The 21,606-nt window shown below is 45.0% G+C and carries 23 protein-coding genes; 16 read left to right on the top strand and 7 right to left on the bottom strand.

Annotated elements, in window-relative coordinates; translation table 11 throughout:
* The first annotated feature begins 23 nt into the window (after positions 1-23).
* The 11 genes from atpB to priA all read left to right on the top strand — a co-directional run bounded on the left by atpB (position 24) and on the right by priA (position 10,175).
* The gene (gene atpB / locus A9236_RS02290) at positions 24-914 is read left to right on the top strand and encodes a F0F1 ATP synthase subunit A (protein WP_071464380.1); all 891 of its coding nucleotides are present in this window, start codon (positions 24-26) and stop codon (positions 912-914) included.
* Between the two features lie 42 nt (positions 915-956).
* Positions 957-1,223 carry a F0F1 ATP synthase subunit C gene (gene atpE / locus A9236_RS02285; RefSeq protein ID WP_028818346.1) on the top strand — a complete coding sequence of 89 codons (267 nt, stop codon included), beginning with the start codon at positions 957-959 and terminating at the stop codon, positions 1,221-1,223.
* A 63-nt stretch (positions 1,224-1,286) separates the two neighbouring features.
* On the top strand, positions 1,287-1,757 hold the full coding sequence (locus A9236_RS02280; protein ID WP_071464381.1) for a F0F1 ATP synthase subunit B: 471 nt from the start codon (positions 1,287-1,289) through the stop codon (positions 1,755-1,757).
* Position 1,758: 1 nt separating this feature from the next.
* Positions 1,759-2,295, top strand: a complete 537-nt coding sequence (locus A9236_RS02275; protein WP_071464382.1) for a F0F1 ATP synthase subunit delta — start codon at positions 1,759-1,761, stop codon at positions 2,293-2,295.
* Between the two features lie 45 nt (positions 2,296-2,340).
* Positions 2,341-3,882: a F0F1 ATP synthase subunit alpha gene (atpA, locus tag A9236_RS02270; protein WP_071464383.1), complete on the top strand. Its 1,542-nt coding sequence runs from the start codon at positions 2,341-2,343 to the stop codon at positions 3,880-3,882.
* 17 nt (positions 3,883-3,899) lie between these two features.
* Positions 3,900-4,769: a F0F1 ATP synthase subunit gamma gene (gene atpG, locus A9236_RS02265; RefSeq protein ID WP_071464384.1), complete on the top strand. Its 870-nt coding sequence runs from the start codon at positions 3,900-3,902 to the stop codon at positions 4,767-4,769.
* A gap of 55 nt (positions 4,770-4,824) precedes the next feature.
* A complete protein-coding gene (atpD, locus tag A9236_RS02260; protein ID WP_071464385.1) occupies positions 4,825-6,225 on the top strand; it encodes a F0F1 ATP synthase subunit beta in 1,401 nt (466 codons plus the stop codon).
* A 12-nt stretch (positions 6,226-6,237) separates the two neighbouring features.
* Positions 6,238-6,654, top strand: coding sequence for a F0F1 ATP synthase subunit epsilon (locus tag A9236_RS02255; RefSeq protein ID WP_071464386.1), 417 nt, complete (start codon positions 6,238-6,240; stop codon positions 6,652-6,654).
* Positions 6,655-6,663: 9 nt separating this feature from the next.
* Positions 6,664-7,782, top strand: coding sequence for a uroporphyrinogen decarboxylase (gene hemE / locus A9236_RS02250; RefSeq protein ID WP_071464387.1), 1,119 nt, complete (start codon positions 6,664-6,666; stop codon positions 7,780-7,782).
* Between the two features lie 265 nt (positions 7,783-8,047).
* The gene (locus tag A9236_RS11225) at positions 8,048-8,461 is read left to right on the top strand and encodes a hypothetical protein (RefSeq protein ID WP_236638664.1); all 414 of its coding nucleotides are present in this window, start codon (positions 8,048-8,050) and stop codon (positions 8,459-8,461) included.
* Complete coding sequence (gene priA / locus A9236_RS02245; RefSeq protein ID WP_369821194.1) at positions 8,412-10,175, top strand: primosomal protein N'; 1,764 nt, start codon at positions 8,412-8,414, stop codon at positions 10,173-10,175. The genes A9236_RS11225 and priA overlap by 50 nt, the downstream gene beginning before the upstream one ends.
* Positions 10,176-10,188: 13 nt before the next feature.
* On the opposite strand, the gene gcvH is transcribed toward priA, so the two are convergent.
* On the bottom strand, positions 10,189-10,581 hold the full coding sequence (gene gcvH / locus A9236_RS02240) for a glycine cleavage system protein GcvH (RefSeq protein ID WP_071464389.1): 393 nt from the start codon (positions 10,579-10,581) through the stop codon (positions 10,189-10,191).
* Between the two features lie 79 nt (positions 10,582-10,660).
* Here gcvH and A9236_RS02235 point away from each other — a divergent pair, with 79 nt between their 5' ends.
* Entirely contained in the window at positions 10,661-11,305 is a 645-nt protein-coding gene (locus A9236_RS02235) for an MBL fold metallo-hydrolase (RefSeq protein ID WP_216860748.1), read from the top strand.
* Between the two features lie 40 nt (positions 11,306-11,345).
* On the opposite strand, the gene A9236_RS10950 is transcribed toward A9236_RS02235, so the two are convergent.
* The 5 genes from A9236_RS10950 to A9236_RS02210 all read right to left on the bottom strand — a co-directional run bounded on the left by A9236_RS10950 (position 11,346) and on the right by A9236_RS02210 (position 15,295).
* The gene (locus tag A9236_RS10950; protein ID WP_041396810.1) at positions 11,346-11,531 is read right to left on the bottom strand and encodes a hypothetical protein; all 186 of its coding nucleotides are present in this window, start codon (positions 11,529-11,531) and stop codon (positions 11,346-11,348) included.
* A gap of 40 nt (positions 11,532-11,571) precedes the next feature.
* Positions 11,572-12,714, bottom strand: a complete 1,143-nt coding sequence (locus tag A9236_RS02230; protein ID WP_071464410.1) for a fatty acid desaturase — start codon at positions 12,712-12,714, stop codon at positions 11,572-11,574.
* Positions 12,715-12,938: 224 nt separating this feature from the next.
* Positions 12,939-13,271 (bottom strand): LuxR C-terminal-related transcriptional regulator, encoded by a 333-nt coding sequence (locus tag A9236_RS11515; protein ID WP_071464390.1) that lies wholly within the window; start codon positions 13,269-13,271, stop codon positions 12,939-12,941.
* A gap of 251 nt (positions 13,272-13,522) precedes the next feature.
* Positions 13,523-13,876, bottom strand: coding sequence for a hypothetical protein (locus A9236_RS02215; protein ID WP_071464392.1), 354 nt, complete (start codon positions 13,874-13,876; stop codon positions 13,523-13,525).
* A 648-nt stretch (positions 13,877-14,524) separates the two neighbouring features.
* Positions 14,525-15,295, bottom strand: a complete 771-nt coding sequence (locus A9236_RS02210; RefSeq protein ID WP_071467733.1) for a peptidylprolyl isomerase — start codon at positions 15,293-15,295, stop codon at positions 14,525-14,527.
* A gap of 479 nt (positions 15,296-15,774) precedes the next feature.
* Between A9236_RS02210 and A9236_RS02205 the strand changes: the two genes are divergently transcribed.
* Genes A9236_RS02205 through A9236_RS02195 form a run of 3 tightly spaced genes read left to right on the top strand, consistent with a single transcriptional unit; the run spans position 15,775 to position 20,077 of the window.
* Positions 15,775-16,479: a response regulator transcription factor gene (locus A9236_RS02205; RefSeq protein WP_071464394.1), complete on the top strand. Its 705-nt coding sequence runs from the start codon at positions 15,775-15,777 to the stop codon at positions 16,477-16,479.
* Positions 16,436-17,812, top strand: coding sequence for a FecR domain-containing protein (locus A9236_RS02200; protein WP_161485597.1), 1,377 nt, complete (start codon positions 16,436-16,438; stop codon positions 17,810-17,812). Before A9236_RS02205 ends, A9236_RS02200 begins: the two co-directional genes overlap by 44 nt.
* 6 nt (positions 17,813-17,818) lie before the next feature.
* Positions 17,819-20,077 carry a CHASE2 domain-containing protein gene (locus A9236_RS02195; RefSeq protein WP_071464396.1) on the top strand — a complete coding sequence of 753 codons (2,259 nt, stop codon included), beginning with the start codon at positions 17,819-17,821 and terminating at the stop codon, positions 20,075-20,077.
* Positions 20,078-20,095: 18 nt separating this feature from the next.
* Here A9236_RS02195 and A9236_RS02190 read toward each other — a convergent pair whose 3' ends face one another.
* Entirely contained in the window at positions 20,096-20,419 is a 324-nt protein-coding gene (locus A9236_RS02190) for a hypothetical protein (protein ID WP_143070566.1), read from the bottom strand.
* A gap of 191 nt (positions 20,420-20,610) precedes the next feature.
* Between A9236_RS02190 and A9236_RS02185 the strand changes: the two genes are divergently transcribed.
* A partial coding sequence (locus A9236_RS02185; protein WP_143070565.1) for a filamentous hemagglutinin N-terminal domain-containing protein occupies positions 20,611-21,606 on the top strand: 996 nt, incomplete at its 3' end.

Below are 21,606 nucleotides of genomic sequence, written 5' to 3'. Positions count from 1 at the left end.
AATTAAACAAGGACAAGTAATAGATGTCTAGCGAAGTTAACGCAGCAGCAGAAGTAGCCCATCACATGGCTAGCGAGCCGCTAACCCCTACTGCATATATTGCAGAGCACCTTCAGAATCTCAATACTGTTGGTGGGGCTCAATCTTCAATTATTGATTTCAGCGTTGTAAATTTAGATACCATGTTTTGGACAAGCTTAATGGGCTTGTTAGCGGTATTTTTCTTGGTATTAGCTGCACGCAGAGCAAGCCCTGGCGTACCCGGTCGTTTTCAGTGTTTGGTTGAGATGTTGGTCGAGATGGTTGAAACACAATCGAAAGGGATTGTGCATGGGGATCGCAGTTACATCGCCCCGCTAGCGCTGTTTGTTTTCTGCTGGATTATTCTTTTAAATACCCTAGATCTTGTACCCGTAGATTGGATTTATGGCGTTAACCAGTTCATCGGTGGGTTTGGGGTTCATGTGCCTCACCACAAAATTGTTCCTACTACTGATTTGAATGCCACCTTAGGTCTATCCTTCTCAGTATTGCTACTGGTCTTCTTTTATAGCTTTAAGGTGAAGGGTCTTGGCGGCTTTGCCCATGAATTAATTTCAGCACCATTTGGTGCCAAATGGTATTTAGCCCCATTTAATCTCATTCTCAACATCATCGAATATGTTGCAAAAGGCGTTTCATTAGGCATGCGACTCTTTGGCAATATGTATGCTGGCGAACTCATTTTTCTGCTGATCGCTTTATTGGGAAGTATGTGGACCTTTAATTTGGATCTCTACATGCTTGGCTTTGTTGGCAACGTACTTGCCGGCTCTGCTTGGGCAATCTTCCACATTTTGGTCATTTTGTTACAAGCTTTTATTTTCATGATGTTGACTTTGGTTTACATAGGCCAAGCACATAGTCACCATTAACCTTTTTATTTTTAACCTCACCTTCAATACTTAGGAGTAAACATGCAAGCATTCTTAGCCAACATTCAAGGACTAACCGCTATTGGTATCGGCCTTATCATCGGTCTCGGCGCGTTAGGAGCCTGTTTGGGCATTGGCCTAATGGGCGGTAAGTTCATTGAGGGCGCTGCTCGTCAACCAGAACTCATCAACGAATTGCAAACCAAGATGTTCCTCTTGGCTGGTTTGATCGACGCTGCATTCTTGATCGGCGTTGGTGTTGCAATGTTGTTTGCTTTCGCAAACCCACTGCTCGCAGTTATCAAGTAATTGTTTTGGCGTGGATGACCAACGGGTCATCCAATTGTTCTCAACAATACTGAAAGGAATATCGTGAATCTGAACGCGACCCTATTCGCGCAAATGATCGTTTTCTTCGTCTTATGGTGGGTTGTTGCACGCTTCGTGTGGCCACCGCTGGTTAAGGCGTTAGATGAGCGTTCAAACAAAATTGCTGATGGCTTAGCCGCTGCTGAGCGAGGCAAAGCGGCGCTTGCATTGGCAAACAATGCGGCGGAAGAAGAATTAACTAAAGCGCGCCAAGAAGGTGTTCAACGCGTAGCTGAAGCAGAAAAACGTGCACAAATGTCAGCCGAAGAAATTCGCGCTAACGCACAAGCTGAAGCCGCTCGCATCATTTCTCAAGCGCAACAAGATGCCGCACAGCAAGTAACTCGTGCCCGCGAAGTTCTGCGCGCCGAAGTGGCCGTTCTTGCTGTTAAAGGCGCCGAGCAAATTTTACGTCGCGAAGTTGATGCAAAAGCACACGGCCAATTACTTGACCAATTAAAGGCAGAACTTTGATATGGCTGAATTAGCCACTATTGCCCGTCCTTATGCTGAGGCGCTTTTTCAAAGCGCTCAGCCTGCTGAGCTTGCGGGTTGTTTGGAGCAGTTAAACGAATTGGCACAGCTTGCTGCTTTGCCAGAGGTTGCTGCTTTATCAAACAATCCAAAAGTGTCTGCGGATGATTTGAGCAAGCTGCTTTCTGGCATGGTGAAAACCAAGCTAGACCCTAAGGTTGCTAGCTTTTTAAATCTCGTGAATCAAAACCACCGTTTAGCAGCTGTTCCTGAGATTGCCCATCAATTTGAGGCAATGAAGAACAAAAGCGAAGGCGCTGCAGAAGTAAATATTACAAGCGCATTCCCATTAGAGGGTTCTGCGTTAAATGATTTGTTGTCAAGTTTGAAGAAGCGCTTTGGGGGTAAAGAATTGCGCCCAACTATTCAGGTTGACCCAGCATTGATTGGTGGAGTTCGCATTCAAGTTGGCGACGAAGTAATGGATAGTTCAGTTAAGGCCCAGTTAGCTCAAATGCAAGCAAGTCTTGGCGCATAAGTGATCCCTATTAAGAACATACGAAATAAGACCCAGGAGTAAGTAATGCAACTCAACCCTTCCGAGATCAGCGAGCTGATCAAAAGCCGAATTAGCGAATTGGGCGTTGACTCCCAAGTTCGCAACGAAGGCACTGTAATTTCAGTGACCGACGGTATTTGCCGCGTCCATGGCTTGTCAGGCGTTATGCAGGGCGAAATGTTGGAGTTTCCTAACAACACTATCGGCCTTGCATTAAACCTTGAGCGTGATTCTGTTGGTGCCGTAGTGTTGGGTGAGTACACCCACATTAAAGAAGGCGACCCAGTGAAATGTACTGGCCGCATCTTGGAAGTTCCAGTTGGTCCAGAGTTGCTCGGTCGCGTTGTAAACGCACTCGGCCAGCCGATTGATGGCAAAGGTCCAATCAATACCAAGTTAACTGACTTTATTGAAAAGGTTGCGCCTGGCGTTATCGCACGTCAATCCGTTAGCCAGCCAGTACAAACTGGTTTGAAGGCGATTGATGCGATGGTTCCAATTGGTCGTGGTCAGCGTGAGTTGATCATTGGCGACCGTCAAACTGGCAAGACAGCTGTTGCGGTTGACGCGATCATTAACCAAAAAGGTAAAGGCGTTTATTGCGTTTACGTTGCGATCGGTCAAAAAGCTTCTACTATTGCTAACGTTGTTCGCAAGCTCACAGAATTGGGCGCAATGGAGTACACCGTAGTTGTTGCAGCAAGTGCTTCTGAGTCTGCAGCGATGCAGTACCTCTCTGCATATGCAGGCTGCACCATGGGTGAATACTTCCGCGATCGCGGCGAAGATGCATTGATTGTTTACGATGACTTAACTAAGCAAGCGGTTGCTTATCGTCAAATCTCCTTGTTGCTCCGCCGCCCACCAGGCCGCGAAGCTTATCCTGGCGACGTGTTCTATCTCCACTCACGCTTACTCGAGCGCGCAGCACGTGTAAGTGCAGAGTATGTTGAGAAGTTCACCAACGGTGCAGTTAAAGGCAAGACTGGTTCATTGACTGCATTGCCAATCATTGAAACCCAAGCTGGTGACGTTTCTGCATTCGTTCCAACCAACGTCATTTCGATTACTGACGGCCAGATCTTCTTGGAAACTGACCTGTTTAATGCTGGTGTTCGCCCTGCGATTAACGCCGGTATTTCTGTTTCCCGCGTTGGTGGTGCTGCACAAACTAAAGTCATTAAGAAATTGTCTGGCGGTATTCGTACCGACTTAGCGCAATATCGTGAATTAGCAGCGTTTGCTCAGTTCGCATCTGACCTTGACGAGGCAACCCGCAAGCAGTTAGAGCGCGGTCGTCGCGTTACTGAATTGTGTAAGCAAGCTCAATACAAGCCACTCCAAGTTTGGGAAATGGCCGCCTCTCTTTATGCTGTAAACAACGGCTACTTCGATGATCTCGAAGTAAAAAACGTATTGCCATTCGAAAAAGGTTTGCAAGATCACTTGAAATCTAAGTACGCTGACTTAGTTGCGCGTATTGAAGAGACTAAAGATTTGAGCAAAGATGACGAAGCTGCTTTGCGCGCTGCCATTGAGGATTACAAGCGTTCTGCCTCTTTCTAAGAGGGCTCGCATAAATCATGGCAAGCACAAAAGAGATACGGTCTAAGATCAAGAGCGTGCAAAACACGCGCAAGATCACGAAGGCAATGGAGATGGTCGCTGCATCCAAGATGCGTCGCGCCCAAGAGCGCATGCGTAATGCGCGTCCATACGCTGAAAAAATTCGTGAGATTGTTGCCAACCTTTCTAAAGCAAATCCTGAGTTCCGCCCTGCTTACATGGCTACTCGCGAAGTGAAGAAAGTTGGCACGATTTTGGTTACAACTGACAAAGGCCTGTGCGGCGGTTTAAATACCAACGTCTTGCGTTTGATTACTAACCAAGTGCGTGATCTGCAGGAACAAAACGTTGAGATTGCGTACACCGCAATTGGTTCAAAAGGCCTGCAGTTTTTGAATCGCTCAAAAGCAAAATTAATTTCTCAAACAATCCAAATTGGTGACACACCACATATGGATGTTTTGATTGGCGCAATTGTTGCCCAATTAGAAGCGTTTGAGCGTGGCGAGATTGATGCCGTGTATTTGGCATTTACCCGCTTTGTAAATGCAATGAAACAAGAGCCTGTTTTAGAAAAACTCTTGCCTTTGGAGTCAGAGGCTTTGACTCCGCAAGAGAAAACAGGCAATTCTTGGGATTACATCTACGAACCTGACGCAGAATCCATTTTGAATGGGCTGCTTAAGCGTTATGTTGAAGCAATGATTTATCAAGCAGTTGCTGAAAACATGGCTTCCGAGCAGTCTGCGCGGATGGTCTCAATGAAGGCCGCTTCAGATAATGCGAAGAACGTAATCGGCGAATTGCAATTGGAATACAACAAGACACGACAGGCTGCTATTACTAAAGAGTTGTCAGAAATTGTTGGCGGAGCGGCTGCAGTTTAAGCGGTCGGCGTTTAGGAATACGAAAGAATTCAGGAATTAAAAGCGGAGAAATGCGATGAGTAACGGAAATATCGTGCAGTGTATCGGTCCAGTGGTGGACATTCAGTTCCCACGCGACAAAATGCCAAACATTTATGATGCATTGACATTAGTTGAAAGCGGCGAAAAATCATTTGCTGAAAAAGGTTTGACCTTTGAAGTTCAGCAACAAATTGGTGACGGAGTAGTTCGCGCGATTGCCATGGGTGCAAGCGATGGCTTACGCCGCGGCATGGAAGTGAAATCTACTGGCGGTCCAATTTCTGTGCCTGTCGGCCCAGCAACACTCGGCCGCATTATGGACGTATTAGGCCGCCCAATTGATGACGCTGGTCCAATTGCTACTGAAGAGCGTCGTGCTATTCACCAGCCGGCACCTAAGTTTGACGAGCTTTCACCTTCTGTTGACTTATTGGAAACTGGTATTAAGGTTATTGACTTAGTTTGCCCATTTGCTAAAGGCGGTAAGGTTGGTCTCTTCGGTGGTGCGGGTGTTGGTAAGACCGTGAACATGATGGAATTGATTAACAACATTGCTAAGCAACACTCAGGTTTATCAGTATTTGCAGGTGTTGGTGAGCGTACTCGTGAAGGTAATGACTTCTATCACGAGATGAAAGAATCTAACGTTATCGACAAAGTAGCGATGGTGTTTGGTCAGATGAATGAGCCTCCTGGCAACCGTTTGCGCGTTGCGTTGACTGGTTTGACTATGGCTGAAGCTTTCCGTGACGAAGGCCGTGATATCTTGTTCTTCGTTGACAACATCTACCGTTATACATTGGCAGGTACTGAAGTTTCTGCGTTGCTCGGTCGTATGCCTTCCGCTGTGGGTTACCAGCCTACATTGGCTGAAGAGATGGGTAAATTGCAAGAGCGTATTACCTCCACTAAGACTGGTTCCGTTACTTCTATTCAGGCCGTTTACGTTCCTGCAGATGACTTGACCGATCCATCACCAGCAACTACCTTCTTGCACTTAGACTCCACTGTTGTGTTGTCACGTGATATCGCTGCATTGGGTATCTACCCAGCGGTTGATCCATTGGACTCAACCAGCCGCCAGCTCGATCCACAAGTGGTTGGTCAAGAGCACTATGAAGTAGCTCGCGAAGTACAGATGACATTGCAGCGCTACAAAGAGTTGCGCGACATTATCGCAATTTTAGGTATGGACGAATTGTCACCAGAAGATAAGTTGTCTGTATCACGTGCTCGTAAGATTCAACGTTTCTTGTCCCAGCCTTTCCACGTTGCTGAAGTATTTACTGGTTCACCAGGCAAATACGTTCCTTTGAAAGAAACTATCCGTGGTTTCAAAATGATCTGCAGCGGCGAATTGGATCACTTGCCAGAGCAAGCGTTCTACATGGTGGGTTCAATTGATGAAGCCATCGAGAAAGCCAAGAAGCTTTAATCTAGGGAAACTATGTCAAGCATACATGTCGACGTTGTGAGTGCTGAGCAGTCTATTTTCAGCGGGGAAGCCAAGTTTGTTGCACTTCCTGGCGAAAGTGGAGAGCTCGGCATTTTGCGCGGCCACACTCCTTTGATTACACGTATTCGTCCAGGCTCAGTTCGTATTGAAAAAGCTGATGGTGATGAAGAGTTTGTTTTCGTAGCAGGTGGCTATTTAGAAGTTCAGCCAGATCGCGTTACTGTTTTAGCGGATACCGCTATTCGCGGACACGATCTTGATGAAGCTAAAGCGATTGAAGCTAAGAAACGTGCTGAAGAAGCGATGCAAAACCGTGGCACTGATTTTGATTTGGCTTTGGCTCAATCTGAGTTTGCAATGGCGGCTGCACAGCTAGCTGCAATTGCTCGTTTCCGTCGTAAAAAGTAATAGCCGGTCATCTCCTTGCTGTTAAATGATCGGTTTTTAAAGGCCTGCTTGGGCGAAGCGGTTGATCAAACACCGCTTTGGCTCATGCGTCAAGCCGGCCGATACCTCCCCGAGTACAACGCTACTCGCGCCAGAGCTGGAAGTTTTTTAGGGCTCGCAAAAAATCCTGCATATGCGACTGAAGTAACCCTTCAGCCTTTAGATTGCTATCCGTTGGATGCGGCGATTTTGTTCTCCGATATTTTGACAATCCCTGATGCCATGGGATTGGGCTTGAAATTTACTGCTGGCGAAGGCCCAAGCTTTGAACATCCTCTTCGTACTGAAGAGGCGGTTAAGAAGTTGCGCGTTGCTGACATGGATCAGTTGAAATATGTATTTGATGCGGTTTCAGAAATTCGGAAAGCATTGATACAGGATGGCAAGCAGCGTGTTCCATTAATTGGTTTCTCGGGAAGCCCGTGGACATTGGCGTGCTATATGGTTGATGGTTCAAGTGCCGATGATTTTCGTCATGCCAAAACGATGATGTTTAGTCGTCCTGACTTGATGCAGCATATCCTTGATATTAATGCTCAGTCAGTGGCAGCCTATTTGATAGAGCAAGTTAAAGCAGGCGCTCAAGCTTTGATGATTTTTGATACTTGGGGTGGAATGCTGCCAGATGGCTGGTATCAAAAAATGTCTCTGGCCTCAATGCAAAAAGTGATTTCTTTATTGCCACGCGAATATGAAGGCAGAAAAATTCCAGTAATCATGTTTACCAAAGGCGGCGGGATTTGGTTGAACGATATGGCGCAAGTTGGTGCTGATGTTATTGCCATTGATTGGACAATGTCGCTGAGTCGCGCACGCAAACAATTGCTGGCATTGAACAAGCCATTAGCATTGCAAGGTAATTTAGACCCGCTTATTCTGTTCTCAGAGCCAAAACAAATTGCGCAGCAAGCAAACCTCCTGCTTGAGGATTTGGCGAGTGCTCCAGCCCTTAAATCGGGCTTACATCCTCTAGACGGACATGTCTTTAACCTAGGGCATGGGATTTCTCAATTTACCCCTCCTGAAAGTGTTACGGCTCTCGCCGAAGCGGTCATTGAGCGCTCAAGGGCTCTCAGGACAAAGTCGTAATACTGAGTGATTGCTAACTTGCCGCTAGGATTTTTGGCGAAAGTTATGCACAGATAGCGGGAAAATTCGAAATTCAGTGAGATTGCGAATAAAGATGAAAATTCACTTTCGAATATCTTTGTAAGTTACTGATTTATATAAATAATTACTAAAAAGCTTTAAAAGGGTGCAGAATCCGAAAGCTGATAAATTAGCTTATAAATCAGAATCCTCGGATGATATCCACAGACTTATCCACAAGCAAACTAGAGATTTGAAGTAAATCATGCCCCCTCCAATCGTTGTCCAAGTTGTTGTTGATAAGCCCCTTGCCCAGGGCTTTGACTACTTGTGGGACGAAGAGGCATTAGGGTGCGACCCACAAGTGGGGGCAATAGTTGAGGTTCCCTTTGGGCGCAGCTCACTGGTGGGATTGGTAATTAAAGTAAGTGCTCACTCAGATTATGAACTAGATAAATTAAAAGGGGTAAGCAAGATTGCGCCCCTTCCTCCCTTGGACCCTGCAATATTGAAGTTAATGAACTTTGCCAGCCAGTATTACATTCATGCGCTAGGCGAGACCATTATTCCCACCATTCCACAGATGTGGAAAAAGCCTGATGATTGGGAAAAGATCCCCAAGAAATTAGCTGCAGATCAAGAAAAGCAAAAGAAAAAAAAACAAGCTAGAGGCCGTTGAGGGATTTGTTGATGAGGCCCAGCTGAACGATGGTCAAAAACTCGCCTTAGAAAAATTACGCACTATTCCTTCGGGAGAATTCAAAGCAATACTGTTGCAGGGACAAACTGGTAGTGGAAAGACTGCTGTATTTTTAAATTGGTTGAGTGGTATTTTGGAGGATGCGAGTGCACAAGTATTGCTCTTGGTCCCTGAAATTAATTTAACGCCACAGTTGGAGCGCAGAGTACGCGCTTATTTTCCAGATAAAAAAATGGTGGTGCTTCATAGCGGTGTCAGTGAGAAAGTAAGAGGCATTGCTTGGTATGAGGCGATGACTGGTCAGGCCCAAATTATTTTGGGAACAAGATTGGCTGCATTAACCCCCCTTCCTAATCTACGCGCCATTGTTGTGGATGAAGAGCATGATCCATCTTATAAACAGCAAGATGGTATTCGTTACTCTGCAAGGGATCTTGCGATATGGCGTGCCCACGACCTTAAGATACCGATCTTATTGGCCTCTGCTACACCATCGCTTGAGACTTGGATGGCTGCCAGGGCTGGTCGTTATGAATATATTCGCCTAGATCAGCGCGCTCAAGGCGCAAGTTTGCCAAAAGTGCATTTGATCAATACGCGCGATCCACAAACGCAATTTAGTCCGGGTGATATAGAGAAGCCAAAATCCAAAAGCCTGATTACTAAAACCCTTGCGAATGCGGTTAGTCAGAATCTAGAAAATAAGCAGCAAAGCTTAATACTGATCAACCGACGAGGTTATGCTCCAGTGCTTAGCTGTGGCGCTTGCTCATGGCTCTCAAGATGCGAGCAATGCAGCTCCTATATGGTGCTGCATAAAGCTGGAGCATTAAGCAGGAAATCAGTTTTAAGTTGCCACCATTGCGGCTTGGTTAAATCGATTCCAAACCATTGCCCTGATTGTGGCAATGCCGACTTGAAGACCTTGGGACAGGGAACTCAAAAGATTGAAGATGCTATTGAGGAGATGTGGCCGGCTGCAAGAGTGCTGCGAGTCGATACAGACTCCAGCAGAAAGAGTAAGGGTGCCGAAGAGCTCTTTCAGGAAATTCACGAAGGCAATGTCGATATTGTGGTTGGGACCCAGATGATTGCCAAGGGGCACGATTACCAAAATATTGGCTTAGTAGCTGTATTGGATGCTGACAGCAGATTGTTTTCTCAAGATTTTAGGGCTGCAGAGCGATTATTTGCACAGCTAGTTCAGGTTGCAGGACGGGCTGGGCGATCCAATAAGGGTGGTGAAGCAGGCGGCGCTATTTATATTGAAACCCAGTTCCCAGAATCTGCGGTTTTTCAGTTTTTACTGCGCCATGACGTAGATGGGTTTTTAAGCTTTACGGCCAATGAAAGAAAAGAAGCGGGTTTGCCGCCATTTGCCTATCAGGCTCTCATCCATGCTGAGGCTAAAAGTTTAGATAAAGCAATTCAGTTTTTGAGTGGTTTGAAAGGATATTTAAAGTCTCGGGGCCACATCAATAAAGGCCTCAGAGTCTATGATCCAGTACCTAAGGCGATGATGCGAGTAGCTGGATCGGAGCGCGCTCAACTTCTGGTGGAGTCTGATGATCGAAAAACCCTGCAAGAAATCTTAGAGGCGATGGATCTTTATTTGCGAGAGAACTCTCAGGGGCGCATTAGTAAAGAAGGGCGCATTCGTTGGTTAATTGAGCGCGACCCTATTTCAATCTGATTGATTTCAGATATCAGGCGCCAGGGCCCGCGTTATATATTTCTGGGGTCAGGAGTTGATTGAGTTCTTCGTTAAGAATTTCATCGGAGGCGGGTTTGATTTTGAATAGCCAAACACCGTATGGATTTTCATTGACGATCTCGGGTGATGCATCCACTGCTTCATTGAGGGCAACAATCTCACCGCTTGCTGGCGCATGAATATCACTGGCCGCCTTCACTGACTCAATAACGGCAATAGCCTCCCCCTGCTTTACTTGTTGCCCAAGCTTTGGGGCCTGAAAGAACATCACATCGCCTAGCGCCTCTTGCGCATGATTACTAATACCAACCCACACTAAGCCATCATTTTCCTGATCGGCCCATTCGTGAGTTTCTGCAAATTTAAATGTATCTTGGCTATTCATTGTTTTATCCTTTAGGTGCATTTTATGTCGACTCCCCTAAACTAGCTTTCCCCAATGATTCACTTAACTATTTGTACGTATGCCAATTAAATTAGGAATTGTTCCTGTTACTCCGTATGAGCAAAATTGCTCGATTTTGGTTTGCCAGGAGACTGGCGATGCTGCTGTCGTTGACCCTGGCGGGGATATTGAAAAGATCCTTGAGGGCGTTAAGCAGATGGGTGGCAAGGTTAAAAAGATATTACTGACGCATGGACATTTAGATCACTGCGCGGCCGCCAAAGACTTGGCTGATCAGCTTGGTGTGCCTATTGAGGGGCCACAAGAAGAGGAGCGTTTTTGGATTGATCAGCTGCCAGAACAAACAGTGCGTTTTGGTTTTGGGCATGCCAAAGTTTTCGAGCCTGATCGTTGGTTAAATAATGGCGATCATGTGCAGGTGGGAAATATTGATCTAGAGGTATTTCATTGCCCTGGTCACACACCTGGTCACGTTGTATTTTTTGACAAAGAAGATCGTCTTGCAATTGTGGGTGATGTTTTATTCGCGGGCTCAATTGGCAGAACTGATTTTCCGCGTGGTAATCATGCAGATTTAATTAATGCGATTAAAACCAAATTGTGGCCCTTGGGAGATGATGTACAGTTTGTTCCTGGTCACGGACCAATGTCGACGTTTGGTCAAGAGCGCAAAACGAACCCCTATGTGGGAGATGGCGCGTAGCTAATTAATGAATCTAGCTATTTGAACTACAAGTGAGTAATTAGGTTTTTGCTGAACCGGTACGATGCGTACGGTTGTAGAGGCAACTTGCGCAAATCCAACGTTGTTTGCGATTGCTTGTCGGAATCCATGTGCCACCCTCAAGTCGTTTTTCACGGCTGCAAGAAGAGCAAAATTTCAGGCTCTGGGAGGTTTCTTGGGTAGCTGCTGGAGTCGATGTAGTCATGGGTAATCCGGGTAAGGCAAATCTTATACAGAGATCTATTTTACCCGTTTTGTCCCGCTGGGGCTGGGGTTAGCACAACCCGAACCGAATCAGCCGTTTTGTTGCCGTCAAAATCTAACCAGGCCTTGTTTTCAAAGTCATAGAGCTTGCACTTACGCGCAGTATCAAAATACCAGCCCCAAGAGAACTTTTGCACAAAAATACGGTCTGGAAGGATCGTTTCTAGGGTCTGTTGGGCCTCTGGCAGGCGATAAAGCGGTACGCTCATATCCACATGGTGCGCAGTGTGCTCCATGATGTGGTGCATCAATTTGCCCCAAATCCAGTTAAAAGTCAGGTGAACGGTTGTGGATACAAACGGCTGGGCGCGCAACCACTCCGATTTCTTGTCATACCAAGAGACTTTTGGATGGGTGTGGTGCACGTAAACCACAAATCCAATCATGCCGTTCCAGAACAAGAATGGCACTGCAAAGCCAGTGATCAAGCCAATCCAAATAGATTGCCCGGTAGCAATGGCCCCAGCAATTAAGCAGCCAATCCAAACGATTGCAAATGCGGTAACAAGCAAATTGTCTTTTAAGAAAATGGGACGATCACCAGGTTTGTTTTTTGCATTTGGGAAGTACTCACGTCTCCACCAAATTTCAATGAGGTAATAAAAAACAGGGCCCCAGCCGCTACGGTAAAGGCGCTCTAGAGCCTTACGCAACGGGGGAAGTGCGTCGTATTCTGATTTTGATAGGGGTGCCCATACAAAATCAAAACCCTTTAGATTGGTTTGACCGTGATGTACAACGTTATGACCAACATCCCACAAGCTATATGGTGTGAGAGATGGCAAGAACGCAATACGACCTAACACTTTGTTCAGTTCGCGATTGGGTGTGTAACTTTGATGGCAAGCATCGTGACCCAATATAAAGATGCGACCTGTTACAAAACCGGCAATCAAACCAAAAACAATTTTGAGCAACACGCTCTCTACGAAGATTGTTCCTGCGATACAGCCAAGCCAGAGGAAGGCATCAATTGCTAGGAGCATGATTGCGCGCCCAGTTTCGCCCTGTGCCATCGGGATTAGCCAGCTTCGAATGATTTTTCGATGCGGTAATGGCGCCTCTGGGTGCAAAGGATTAGTTAGGGAAGGCTCTGAAAGGGCGGTATTTAGATGTGTAGACACGATAAGAATCAATAAGTTAGGTGCAAATGATAGCGGTTTTCGCAATTTCACGCATGATGTAGGTCAAAAACCCCTTGATTTTTGGCGCGCCCGGCAGGAATCGAACCTGCGAAGCCCTTTTGCCTATTATTGACCTAAGATTTTCGGTGTGCGGAAGTTAAGGGCGACCGACTGAAAGAGTTTTTAATCCGGGCAAATTCAGTATTTGCTTGATTCATTCCGGACTATATGGAAACCAATCGCACCAAGTCTGGTAAGGTCCTTGCGCCGGCCTTCTGCAGCACCCTTGATTTATGAACCTTGACCGTTGCTGGCGATATGTTCAGCTCAGCGGCTATCTCAACATTTTTAAAACCCTTAACTAAAAGATCGCAAACCTGCGCTTCACGTTTGCTTAGACCTAGGTCAGAAGGGCAATATTTCCTTTTATGTACAAAATCTCGAATTCTTTTTGCTGCCCCGTAAATTTCAGCGTCGTCAGTGGGCTCTTGTAGGTAATCGCTTAGGCCAGAGCGAAATAGCGCAATTACTTGATGCGCATCAATAAGCCCCCCCAATAAATACTATCCTTAAATTTGGTAGATGGCTTTTAATGGTAGAGAGTATGCGCAACTGCTCTTGTTTACTGTCGTTGACTCGAATGAAGGCAACTTCTTTTTGTAGTGCAATCAGAAATGGTGGCTCAGAACAATTTTGTGGCGAGAGGCTGGAGTTTCGCAATACATTCTGAAGTTTGTAAACAGTGTGTTTTGGGTTGGGAAAAAAGTTTGATTTGCTATCTTCCATTGCTTTATGTTCCCCAAACATTTTAGACGCCCAACGCGTTAGCCATTGATTTATGAAGTTGTTCATAGCGGTTATGTCCTAATTTGGCGAGAACAACTTTTTTGTGTCGCCCATCGGGCCTATGGGCAACTAAATTCAATAATTTTTTGCGCACCAATTGCTTGATTAATTTGTGCAGCGTCGCAGATGAGGCAATATTTTTTTGAGATAACAGTTGCTTTATAAAAATATTCTGCCTTGATGCGTTAGCAAGTGCTACTAGGTCAAGTAAATGTGACTCATTAGGGCTTAGATTAAAGCGCCTATCAATCTGGCGCATTTGATCAGCAAAAAAAATAAATTGTCGGAGGGATGATGCTTTTGATTGCTGGGACATGGGGTTAAATAATTTGTTGAATTGTTTTAAATTATCTAACTAATTTTTACTTGCAGAACATAACAATTGTTAACAATTGTTAATGCATGAGACGCCAAAAATTTCTCGCCTCATAATTTCGTTACAGCTACCAAATGGTTTTCCAGTAGCTGTGAATACTAGATGGGGGAGTTTTGACTAATCGAAGTTATACGGCTTAGCGCTATTTTTTGGCTTGTATTTTTACTTTATTCGGAGGCCAAACCCCACCATAGAAACCGAAGTAATTTCACCGCTCTTGCTATTGAGCCACCTATTCGTAATGGTATTTAGGAAAGAAAAAATGCATATTCTAGAAATGGCCCTTAGCTCGCTGATTTTTATCTTGCTGGTCGCTACAGGGATTGTCTTTTTTTATTGTGGGCTGCTTTGGCTATAGTAGGCTAGAGATTTTGAGTCCAGCTTAGCTGTATTGGGGTCTTAATTATTCTAGTGCGGATGAAATTTCAAGATATCAGGCGGCTAAGGGCCAGCTTCAATCTTGAATGAGCGGTTGAATTGAGGTTGATGCCCTCGATGAAATAATGCGCGAGGTTAAAAATACGCTACCTAACGATATTCCAGCCCTTTGGTAGTTAGCATATTGGGCATTATTGCTAACAACAAATGCTATTGAATAACTTTGAGATTAGATGCTTTCAACACTTGGGCAATTGCTTGTTCCCGCTCTTGATTTGCCATTTGTTGCGCTAATTGATTTTTTGCTTGTTCGTATGCTGGAAATTTAAAGGGTCGGACATCAACTAATTTGATGATGTAATAATTTGCTCCAAGGCGGATTGGCTTAGAGGTAGCTTTGCCTTTGCTCAAATTGGGGACAATGTCATTTAATGGGCTAGTTAGGTTTCCGCTTAAAGACCACCCCGCCAGGCCACCCTGTTGAGCGGTGCCCTTATCAACCGAATACTGTCTAGCGAGTGCCTCAAAAGAGTTGCCATTATTTAATTTGACGATCATTTCGGTGGCCTCAATTTCGGTGGCAACCGCAATTTGGGCTATCTCATATTCATTTGCATTCTTAGGATCTTTACTGGCCTCCAGCTGTTTGTCATATTCGGCTCTGATATCGGCTTCTGAAATGGGGTGATTTTTAAAATAATCGGCAAACCAGAGATCTACGATTGCATTTTGACCGGCTAATTTCAGTTTAAGGGCATTGTCGTTTTTTGTTGCTAAGCCTGTTTTTTTTGCCTCCTGAACAATGGCTTCTCGAATAATCAGTTCATTAGTGATTCGCTGCCTTATTTCTGGGGTCACTTGAGTACCATCATCAACTGCGAGCTTAAGCAATTCATCGACTTGCTGAGTTGTAATCTTATTCCCATTCAGAGTTGCAATGATCGTGCCATTAGATTGTGCATGCACTGACCCAGAGAGCATCAAAAGAGAGGCGCAGGAAATGGACCAAAAAAATAGATTTCATTAGAGGTAATTGGAGCGGCTATTAGTGGCAGTGTATCAGCGATATTGGGTTTCAATATGAGCAACACAAGACTAGTGAGCGACTATTTAATCCCATACGAGTACCAATACAGTTTCATATTAAGCCTAAATACTCGCTGCGTCTAATCCGAGTCTGCTACGCAGAATTATTTCACTTGAACGAAAGGAAAAGCATCCGCTTTCTTTAGCGCTTAATATGAAGTTCAATCCTAATTAGGTTCCAGTCAAAACAATGTTAAATATTGTTAATTATGGAGATCCATCGGGCCTGGCGAAGATTAGCAGTAATAAGATGGCTTTCAATGGCGCACAAAGCGTTTATTAATGCGATGAATGGATGAATTCTAGGGTTAAAATTCACCCATAGCCCTCAAGACAGAAGATGGCATTTAAAATTCAGGTAGGCTCGATTACATATGCGCGTTGCAATATTAGAGGACGAGGCCACTTTAGCGGAAGAGGTTAAAGATTGCCTTGAAAAAAATGGACACATAGCCAAGATTTTTACTGATGGCGAGTCTTTGCTAAGAGCTCTGCCTAGAGAAACATTTGATCTATTTATTTTGGATTGGAATGTTCCAAAAATAAATGGGTTTGACGTGCTGAGTCGTATGCGTAAAAACCTTGCTATGACTGAGCCTATTGTATTTCTTACTAGCACAGACGATGAGAGTGAAATTGTCGCTGCGCTTGAGGCTGGCGCTGATGATTATTGTATTAAGCCGATTCGACTTAGGGAGTTTTTGGCTCGTATTTGTTCTGTGCAAAGACGAACGCAAAAGACAAATGCTCCGGTGGTTGGTCGCGAAAAAGAGATCTTGGGTTACAGATTTCATCCAACCGCTAATCTTGTTAGATTCGATGATCAAGACGTTGCGCTAACGGAGAAGGAGTTTGCTCTAGCCTCCTTTTTATTCTCAGAATTAGATCGTCCGCTTTCACGCAACCGATTATTAATAGAGGTATGGGGATCTACTGGCTCTGAATTATCTAGGACGCTTGATGTCCATATTGCCTGGATTAGAAAAAAGCTGCATATTGGTGCAACCGGAAGCAGGGCTAGGTTGGTGGCGGTTTATGGTTACGGCTATAGGCTTATGCAAACCTTTCCTGAAGAGTAATTCTTTGGCTGTGCCGACAGAAAATTTCCTCGTATTACTGCGTATTTTCGTGTCGACCGGCATATTTGCTTGGTCGACTTTCATAGTTGCGCAGCCAACCGCCCATTCCGAGCCAAAGCCTCTGGTCTATAAAGTCCAGCAAGGAGATACGCTCCAGTTGATATTGGATAGGCACTTAATTCAGGATGCGCTACCAGAGCTAATAGCGGCCAATGTGGGGATTAATAAGAATGAAATTCTGGCGGGGCAAACCATCTTCATTCCTCGCTCATTGATCCGGTATCACCGCTCTAGAGCCGTGGTTGTGTATGCAAAATGCGCGGAGCCAATTTTGAGGGCTAATGAAGCCGTAGCTCTAAAGTTAGGCAGCACTATTGATCAGGGCGATGTCATCACAGTGCCTCCCCAATGCGCCCTTTCTTTGCAATTTGAGGATCGCTCTATCTTACGCATGCCTTCAGGGGGTAGCATCAAGATTGGCATGTTACGAAAAAGTACTCTTGAAAAATCACCTGAAGTACAGCTTAATTTATTGGATGGGCGTGTCGAAGTGAAGGTTCCTAAGCGTCAGAGCGGGGATGCGCCTTTTGGTGTCAATACACCAACTTCTGTTGCCGGTGTCCGTGGCACCGAGTTCCGAGTTGGGTTTGATCGATCCAGCGGCGCTGGTAAGGTTGAGGTGAGCTCTGGTTTGGTTGGAACAAGAGGCGTTGCTGACATTGAAGAGGCGGGAGTATCGGCGCAAAAAGGGGTTGTCATACCAAAAGATGGTTTGGCCGATAAGGTCGAGGACTTGCCTACGCCGGTAAAATTTTTATCGGTACAGGCTCAGCAGGTTTTGGGATGGCATCTATTTGTATTTCAAGGAAGCTCAAATTCTCACAGATATTACTTAAGGGAAAGTCAGGCGGCCAATCTCGTAAGTGAGGAAGATTCAGTCCAGCGGAAGGAGCCATTATTTTTGGCCACCCAATTGGGGTCAACTGCAAAAATGCTTACTTGGTCTGCACAAACTGCCAGCGGTTTAATGGGGGATGAAAGTGTTTTTGGTATTTGCGTTGATCAGAGTGGTGGCGCAGATATAAAGCGATGCAGTGTATTGTTTGATTTGACTGGTTTACGAGAGCCAGTCATAACTCTGGTTGAGGCTGCCCCAAACGGTCAAGCGGTAGAAATATTGAAGGCCTATAAACCTTCGAGGGAGCTAAAGGTGCTGTTAGTTAAGGGATTGCCGGTTGGTAATTATCGCTGGGAGATTAAGTCAAGTGTGGGCAACAACTTATCTACGAGACAAGATGGTCGATTTGAATTAATAGCCGCTACTCAAAACTAAAGGCCAATGCGAATAAATATCTGGCCCATAAAACCTCACATCATTAAGCTCAATCGCGCAGATGATCGGCGCTTCTTTGGTGAGTGGTGCGGCTTAACATTTATCGCAATAGTTGCTTTGGCATTGGCTGTTGCGTTGAATATTTTTACCCCCTTGGGCAACATCTTTTTTGATGGGGTTCAGCGTATGAGGGTGCAGGCACCAAATAATAAAATTATTATTGTCGCTATTGATGACCGAAGCTTAAGTCAATTAGGTGGTTGGCCATTACCCCGCAATTTGTATGCTCGCTTTCTTCAAGAGTTAGCAGACACTGGGAATTATCCGAAAGCTATTGGGTTTGATATATTAATGATCGATCCCACTATTCATGACCTGGAGTTTGCGCGACAAATCTCGCGACATAAGTCCGTTTTGCCTGCCGAGCTTCATTTTGACGAAAAAAAAGGTGAGGTTGTAGTCAGCTCGCCGCCGCTAACAATTGCTAAATCAACGGCAACCATATCGCACGTCAATGTTAGTTTTGATGAAGATGGATTTATACGTGGAAGTAATCTAATGGAGTCGGGCATTCCGCATTTTTCGGTTGCCATGTCAGGACGTCAAGACCTCATTAATAATCATGGAGATCATTATTCGCGATTTAGTTTGATTCGCCCTGAAATTGGCTTCACAACGATCTCGATTTCAGACGCCCTTCAAAAAAATTACCCACTATCGATTTTTAAAGATGCTTACGTCTTAGTTGGCTCAACAGCCCCTAGCTTAGGTGATCATTACCCTTCAATCTATGCTGGCAGGCAAAAGTCAGGCACCCCAGGCGTTTTATTTCAAGCAAGTCTTTTAAATGACCTTTTACAGAACAGTTTAATTACACAGGCTACCCCTTGGGTGCAGTTTTGTGTTTACGCGGCTGGGCTACTGACGATTTTGGTGAGCATTTTGTTGCTTGCCCCATCAACAGAAATTATTCTCACTCTTAGTGTAGCGATATCTGCGCTCCTTGCTAGCATCTTTCTTTTGTTGAAATTGAATTATTGGCTAGATCCAATGCCGCTGGTAGTGGCCGTTTTAGTGGTCAAGCCAATATGGGCGTGGCGACGTATGAATATGGTAATTCTCTTTATGCGAGAGCGGGCTAAAGAGATGCAGTTGATAGAAATGGTGCCCCAAAAAACACAGCATGAGCATTACCTAGTGCAGGATGCGGTACTGCAGTATTCGAGCATTTTGGATAAAGCGATCCTAATGGCAAAAAATCGTCTAGATAGTTTTGAAAAAATTATCAACGAATTGCCTGAGGCGATGTTTGTTCTTGATGCAGGCGGAAAATTATTATTAGTCAATAAGAGGTTTCGGTCTTTATTCCCAAAAGAATATTTCAGAAATGATGTAACGATTGATGTCTTGCTACATCATCTCGGGTGCTCGCTTAAATACCTCGAAGGCTTATTAAGCTTACCGCCAGGAGAAAAATATTTGCATCTTAAAGGGGTTGATGGTCTCACTAAAGAGTACATGGTACACCGCGTGGAAATTCATTTTGAGCCCAGTAATTCTCTGGCCATTATTATGTTTGTAGAGGTAACGCAGTTGTTGCAATTTCAGGCGCAAAGAGATCGCACTTTGCAACTACTTTCGCATGATATGCGTACACCGGTGGCCTCTATTCTGACCTTATGTCGCAAAATAGTTGCACACAATTCCTTGCATGAGGAGGGGTCCAAGTACTTGCTAGATATCTCATCTCACTCAAGACGACTTCTTTCGATGATGGATGATTTTATCTTATCAATTTGGGCTGATGAGTCTAAGTACGCGCTCTCGACAGTCCTATTTGAGGCTTTATTAGATCAAGCAATTTATGAAGTGAGAGATTTAGCGCAAGAGCGCCAGATGACTATTCGTGTTGATGAGAGGGATGCGGGTATTTTTGTGCAGACCCAAACTCGTTTGATGGAAAGAGTACTCATCAATCTTTTGGTTAATGCAATTCGTCATGGGCGTCCTGCCACAGAAATTGTCGTACGAATATCCCTCGGTGGGACAGACCATAAATTACAAATGCTTAGATGTGAGTTTACAAATATTGTTGATCAGCCACACGACCTAACTCAAGTCGAAACTGAGCATAAAGGTTTTGGTCTTGGCACAAACTTTATCGATCGAGTCATTATTCGACATCATGGACAAATAGAGCGTCATTTTCCTGTTGATCCTGGGGGATTTGCCAAAATTACTTTACAGTTGCCCGTCTCTCATTAGTGAGGCGGTTCGCTGCAATTAATCGTTTTGTTTGGGATGTTCTAAATCGTCAGCCGCCTGTTTGGCTATTATTTGCGCGCCTATTTGCGCCGCTTTAGTAAAATGCTGAATTACAAGGTTGCGCAGTTCATCAATTTGTGTCAACGCATACTGAATATCAGGAAAAATGGCGGGCAATTGCAAAAGCTTGCCGTCTTCTGTCATGAAAGAAGTTTGTACCGCTATTCCAGAAGCGGTTGTTTCCACCAGGAAGATGCTGCGCCCCTGGAGGGTCTCTTTTGAGGGGTCGGAAGCCCTCTCTTCGATTGCTTGCATAGGTAAATCATTGGTCTTTTCACTCACGGCACATCCCTTCAAAATCGATTTTAATATTAGCTTTTAGGTGTACACCTTCATAAGACCGCAAGCTAAACCATACCCATAAGAGTCTCTTTTTAACAAAATTGTTCCTTAAGAGGCTGAATTTACTCAAATTTTTGTAATATTTAACAATTCAGAGCGTCGTTTTTAGGATAATAGCGTCTAAGCCTATTATGAATAAAAATTGCTACAAACTCATATTTTCTAAGCACCGCAATAAGATTATTGCGGTGGGGGAGAACGCGTCTAGCGTCTCTCATTCTGGAGCAAAAAATCAATCTAAACGAGGCATCGTTTCCCATATTTCTTATGTTGCTAGGTTGTCTCTTTGCTCGTTTGCCGCATTAATTGCTTTAGCTGGGTATAGCTCTGCATTTGCCGCCCCTGCTTTAAATGCCCTGCCTACAGGTGGCACGGTTGCCGCTGGTCAGGTCGCTATTAGTCAATCAGGCAATACGCTCACCGTGAACCAGACCACCAATCAAGCGATTGTGAACTGGAACTCTTTTAACATTGGCGCCAACGCCAAAGTAGTCATCAATCAACCTAGTGCAAACAGTGTTCAACTTGATCGGGTGACTGGCAACAATGCCTCCCAAATCTTTGGACAGTTAACTTCCAATGGCCAAGTCATCTTGGTTAACCCAAATGGTATTGTCTTTGGTAAAGATGGCTCTGTGAGCGCTTCATCCTTTACCGCTTCTACTCTAGGCATTACCGATGCAGACTTTTTGGCCGGCAACTATCGCTACACTCGTGATGGTGCTACTGGCGCCATCACCAATGACGGTACCTTGCAATCATCTAGCGGTGGTTATGTAGCTCTCCTTGGCGCGCAAGTCACCAACAACGGTAAGATCATCGCCCCACAAGGCGCTGCCTATTTAGGTGCAGCCGAAGCGATTACTGTGCCTTTGTCTAGCAGTGGCAAGATTAAATTAGAGCTCTCTCCAGCGGCGATCAACACAGCAGTGACCAACTCGAGTACCGGTACGATTGTGGCCGAGGGCGGGCAAGTGTTTATGCAAGCATCTGCGCTTAATGATGTGGCGGCAACGGCGGTGAGCTCAGTCACCAACTCGGGAGCGATTGATGTATCAGGAGCGCAGGCTGGTAATGTCGCAATGTTGACTGACCATGGCAACATTAAAGTCGATGGTTCGATTAGC

Source organism: Polynucleobacter sp. QLW-P1DATA-2 (genome assembly GCF_001870365.1).
GTDB lineage: Bacteria > Pseudomonadota > Gammaproteobacteria > Burkholderiales > Burkholderiaceae > Polynucleobacter.
Note: the sequence above shows the minus strand (reverse complement) of the source record. Positions and strands in the feature narration are given on the sequence as shown.

Coding starts and splice junctions, on each gene's coding strand:
- A9236_RS02215 (WP_071464392.1), bottom strand. CDS start 13,876: ATGTCCCAGCAATCAAAAGCATCATCCCTCCGACAATTTATTTTTTTT.
- atpB (WP_071464380.1), top strand. CDS start 24: ATGTCTAGCGAAGTTAACGCAGCAGCAGAAGTAGCCCATCACATGGCT.
- A9236_RS11225 (WP_236638664.1), top strand. CDS start 8,048: ATGCCCCCTCCAATCGTTGTCCAAGTTGTTGTTGATAAGCCCCTTGCC.
- atpE (WP_028818346.1), top strand. CDS start 957: ATGCAAGCATTCTTAGCCAACATTCAAGGACTAACCGCTATTGGTATC.
- atpD (WP_071464385.1), top strand. CDS start 4,825: ATGAGTAACGGAAATATCGTGCAGTGTATCGGTCCAGTGGTGGACATT.
- A9236_RS02200 (WP_161485597.1), top strand. CDS start 16,436: ATGGTTACGGCTATAGGCTTATGCAAACCTTTCCTGAAGAGTAATTCT.
- A9236_RS02210 (WP_071467733.1), bottom strand. CDS start 15,295: ATGCTCTCTGGGTCAGTGCATGCACAATCTAATGGCACGATCATTGCA.
- A9236_RS02195 (WP_071464396.1), top strand. CDS start 17,819: ATGCGAATAAATATCTGGCCCATAAAACCTCACATCATTAAGCTCAAT.
- atpG (WP_071464384.1), top strand. CDS start 3,900: ATGGCAAGCACAAAAGAGATACGGTCTAAGATCAAGAGCGTGCAAAAC.
- A9236_RS02275 (WP_071464382.1), top strand. CDS start 1,759: ATGGCTGAATTAGCCACTATTGCCCGTCCTTATGCTGAGGCGCTTTTT.
- A9236_RS02235 (WP_216860748.1), top strand. CDS start 10,661: ATGCCAATTAAATTAGGAATTGTTCCTGTTACTCCGTATGAGCAAAAT.
- atpA (WP_071464383.1), top strand. CDS start 2,341: ATGCAACTCAACCCTTCCGAGATCAGCGAGCTGATCAAAAGCCGAATT.
- A9236_RS02255 (WP_071464386.1), top strand. CDS start 6,238: ATGTCAAGCATACATGTCGACGTTGTGAGTGCTGAGCAGTCTATTTTC.
- A9236_RS10950 (WP_041396810.1), bottom strand. CDS start 11,531: ATGACTACATCGACTCCAGCAGCTACCCAAGAAACCTCCCAGAGCCTG.
- gcvH (WP_071464389.1), bottom strand. CDS start 10,581: ATGAATAGCCAAGATACATTTAAATTTGCAGAAACTCACGAATGGGCC.
- A9236_RS02205 (WP_071464394.1), top strand. CDS start 15,775: ATGCGCGTTGCAATATTAGAGGACGAGGCCACTTTAGCGGAAGAGGTT.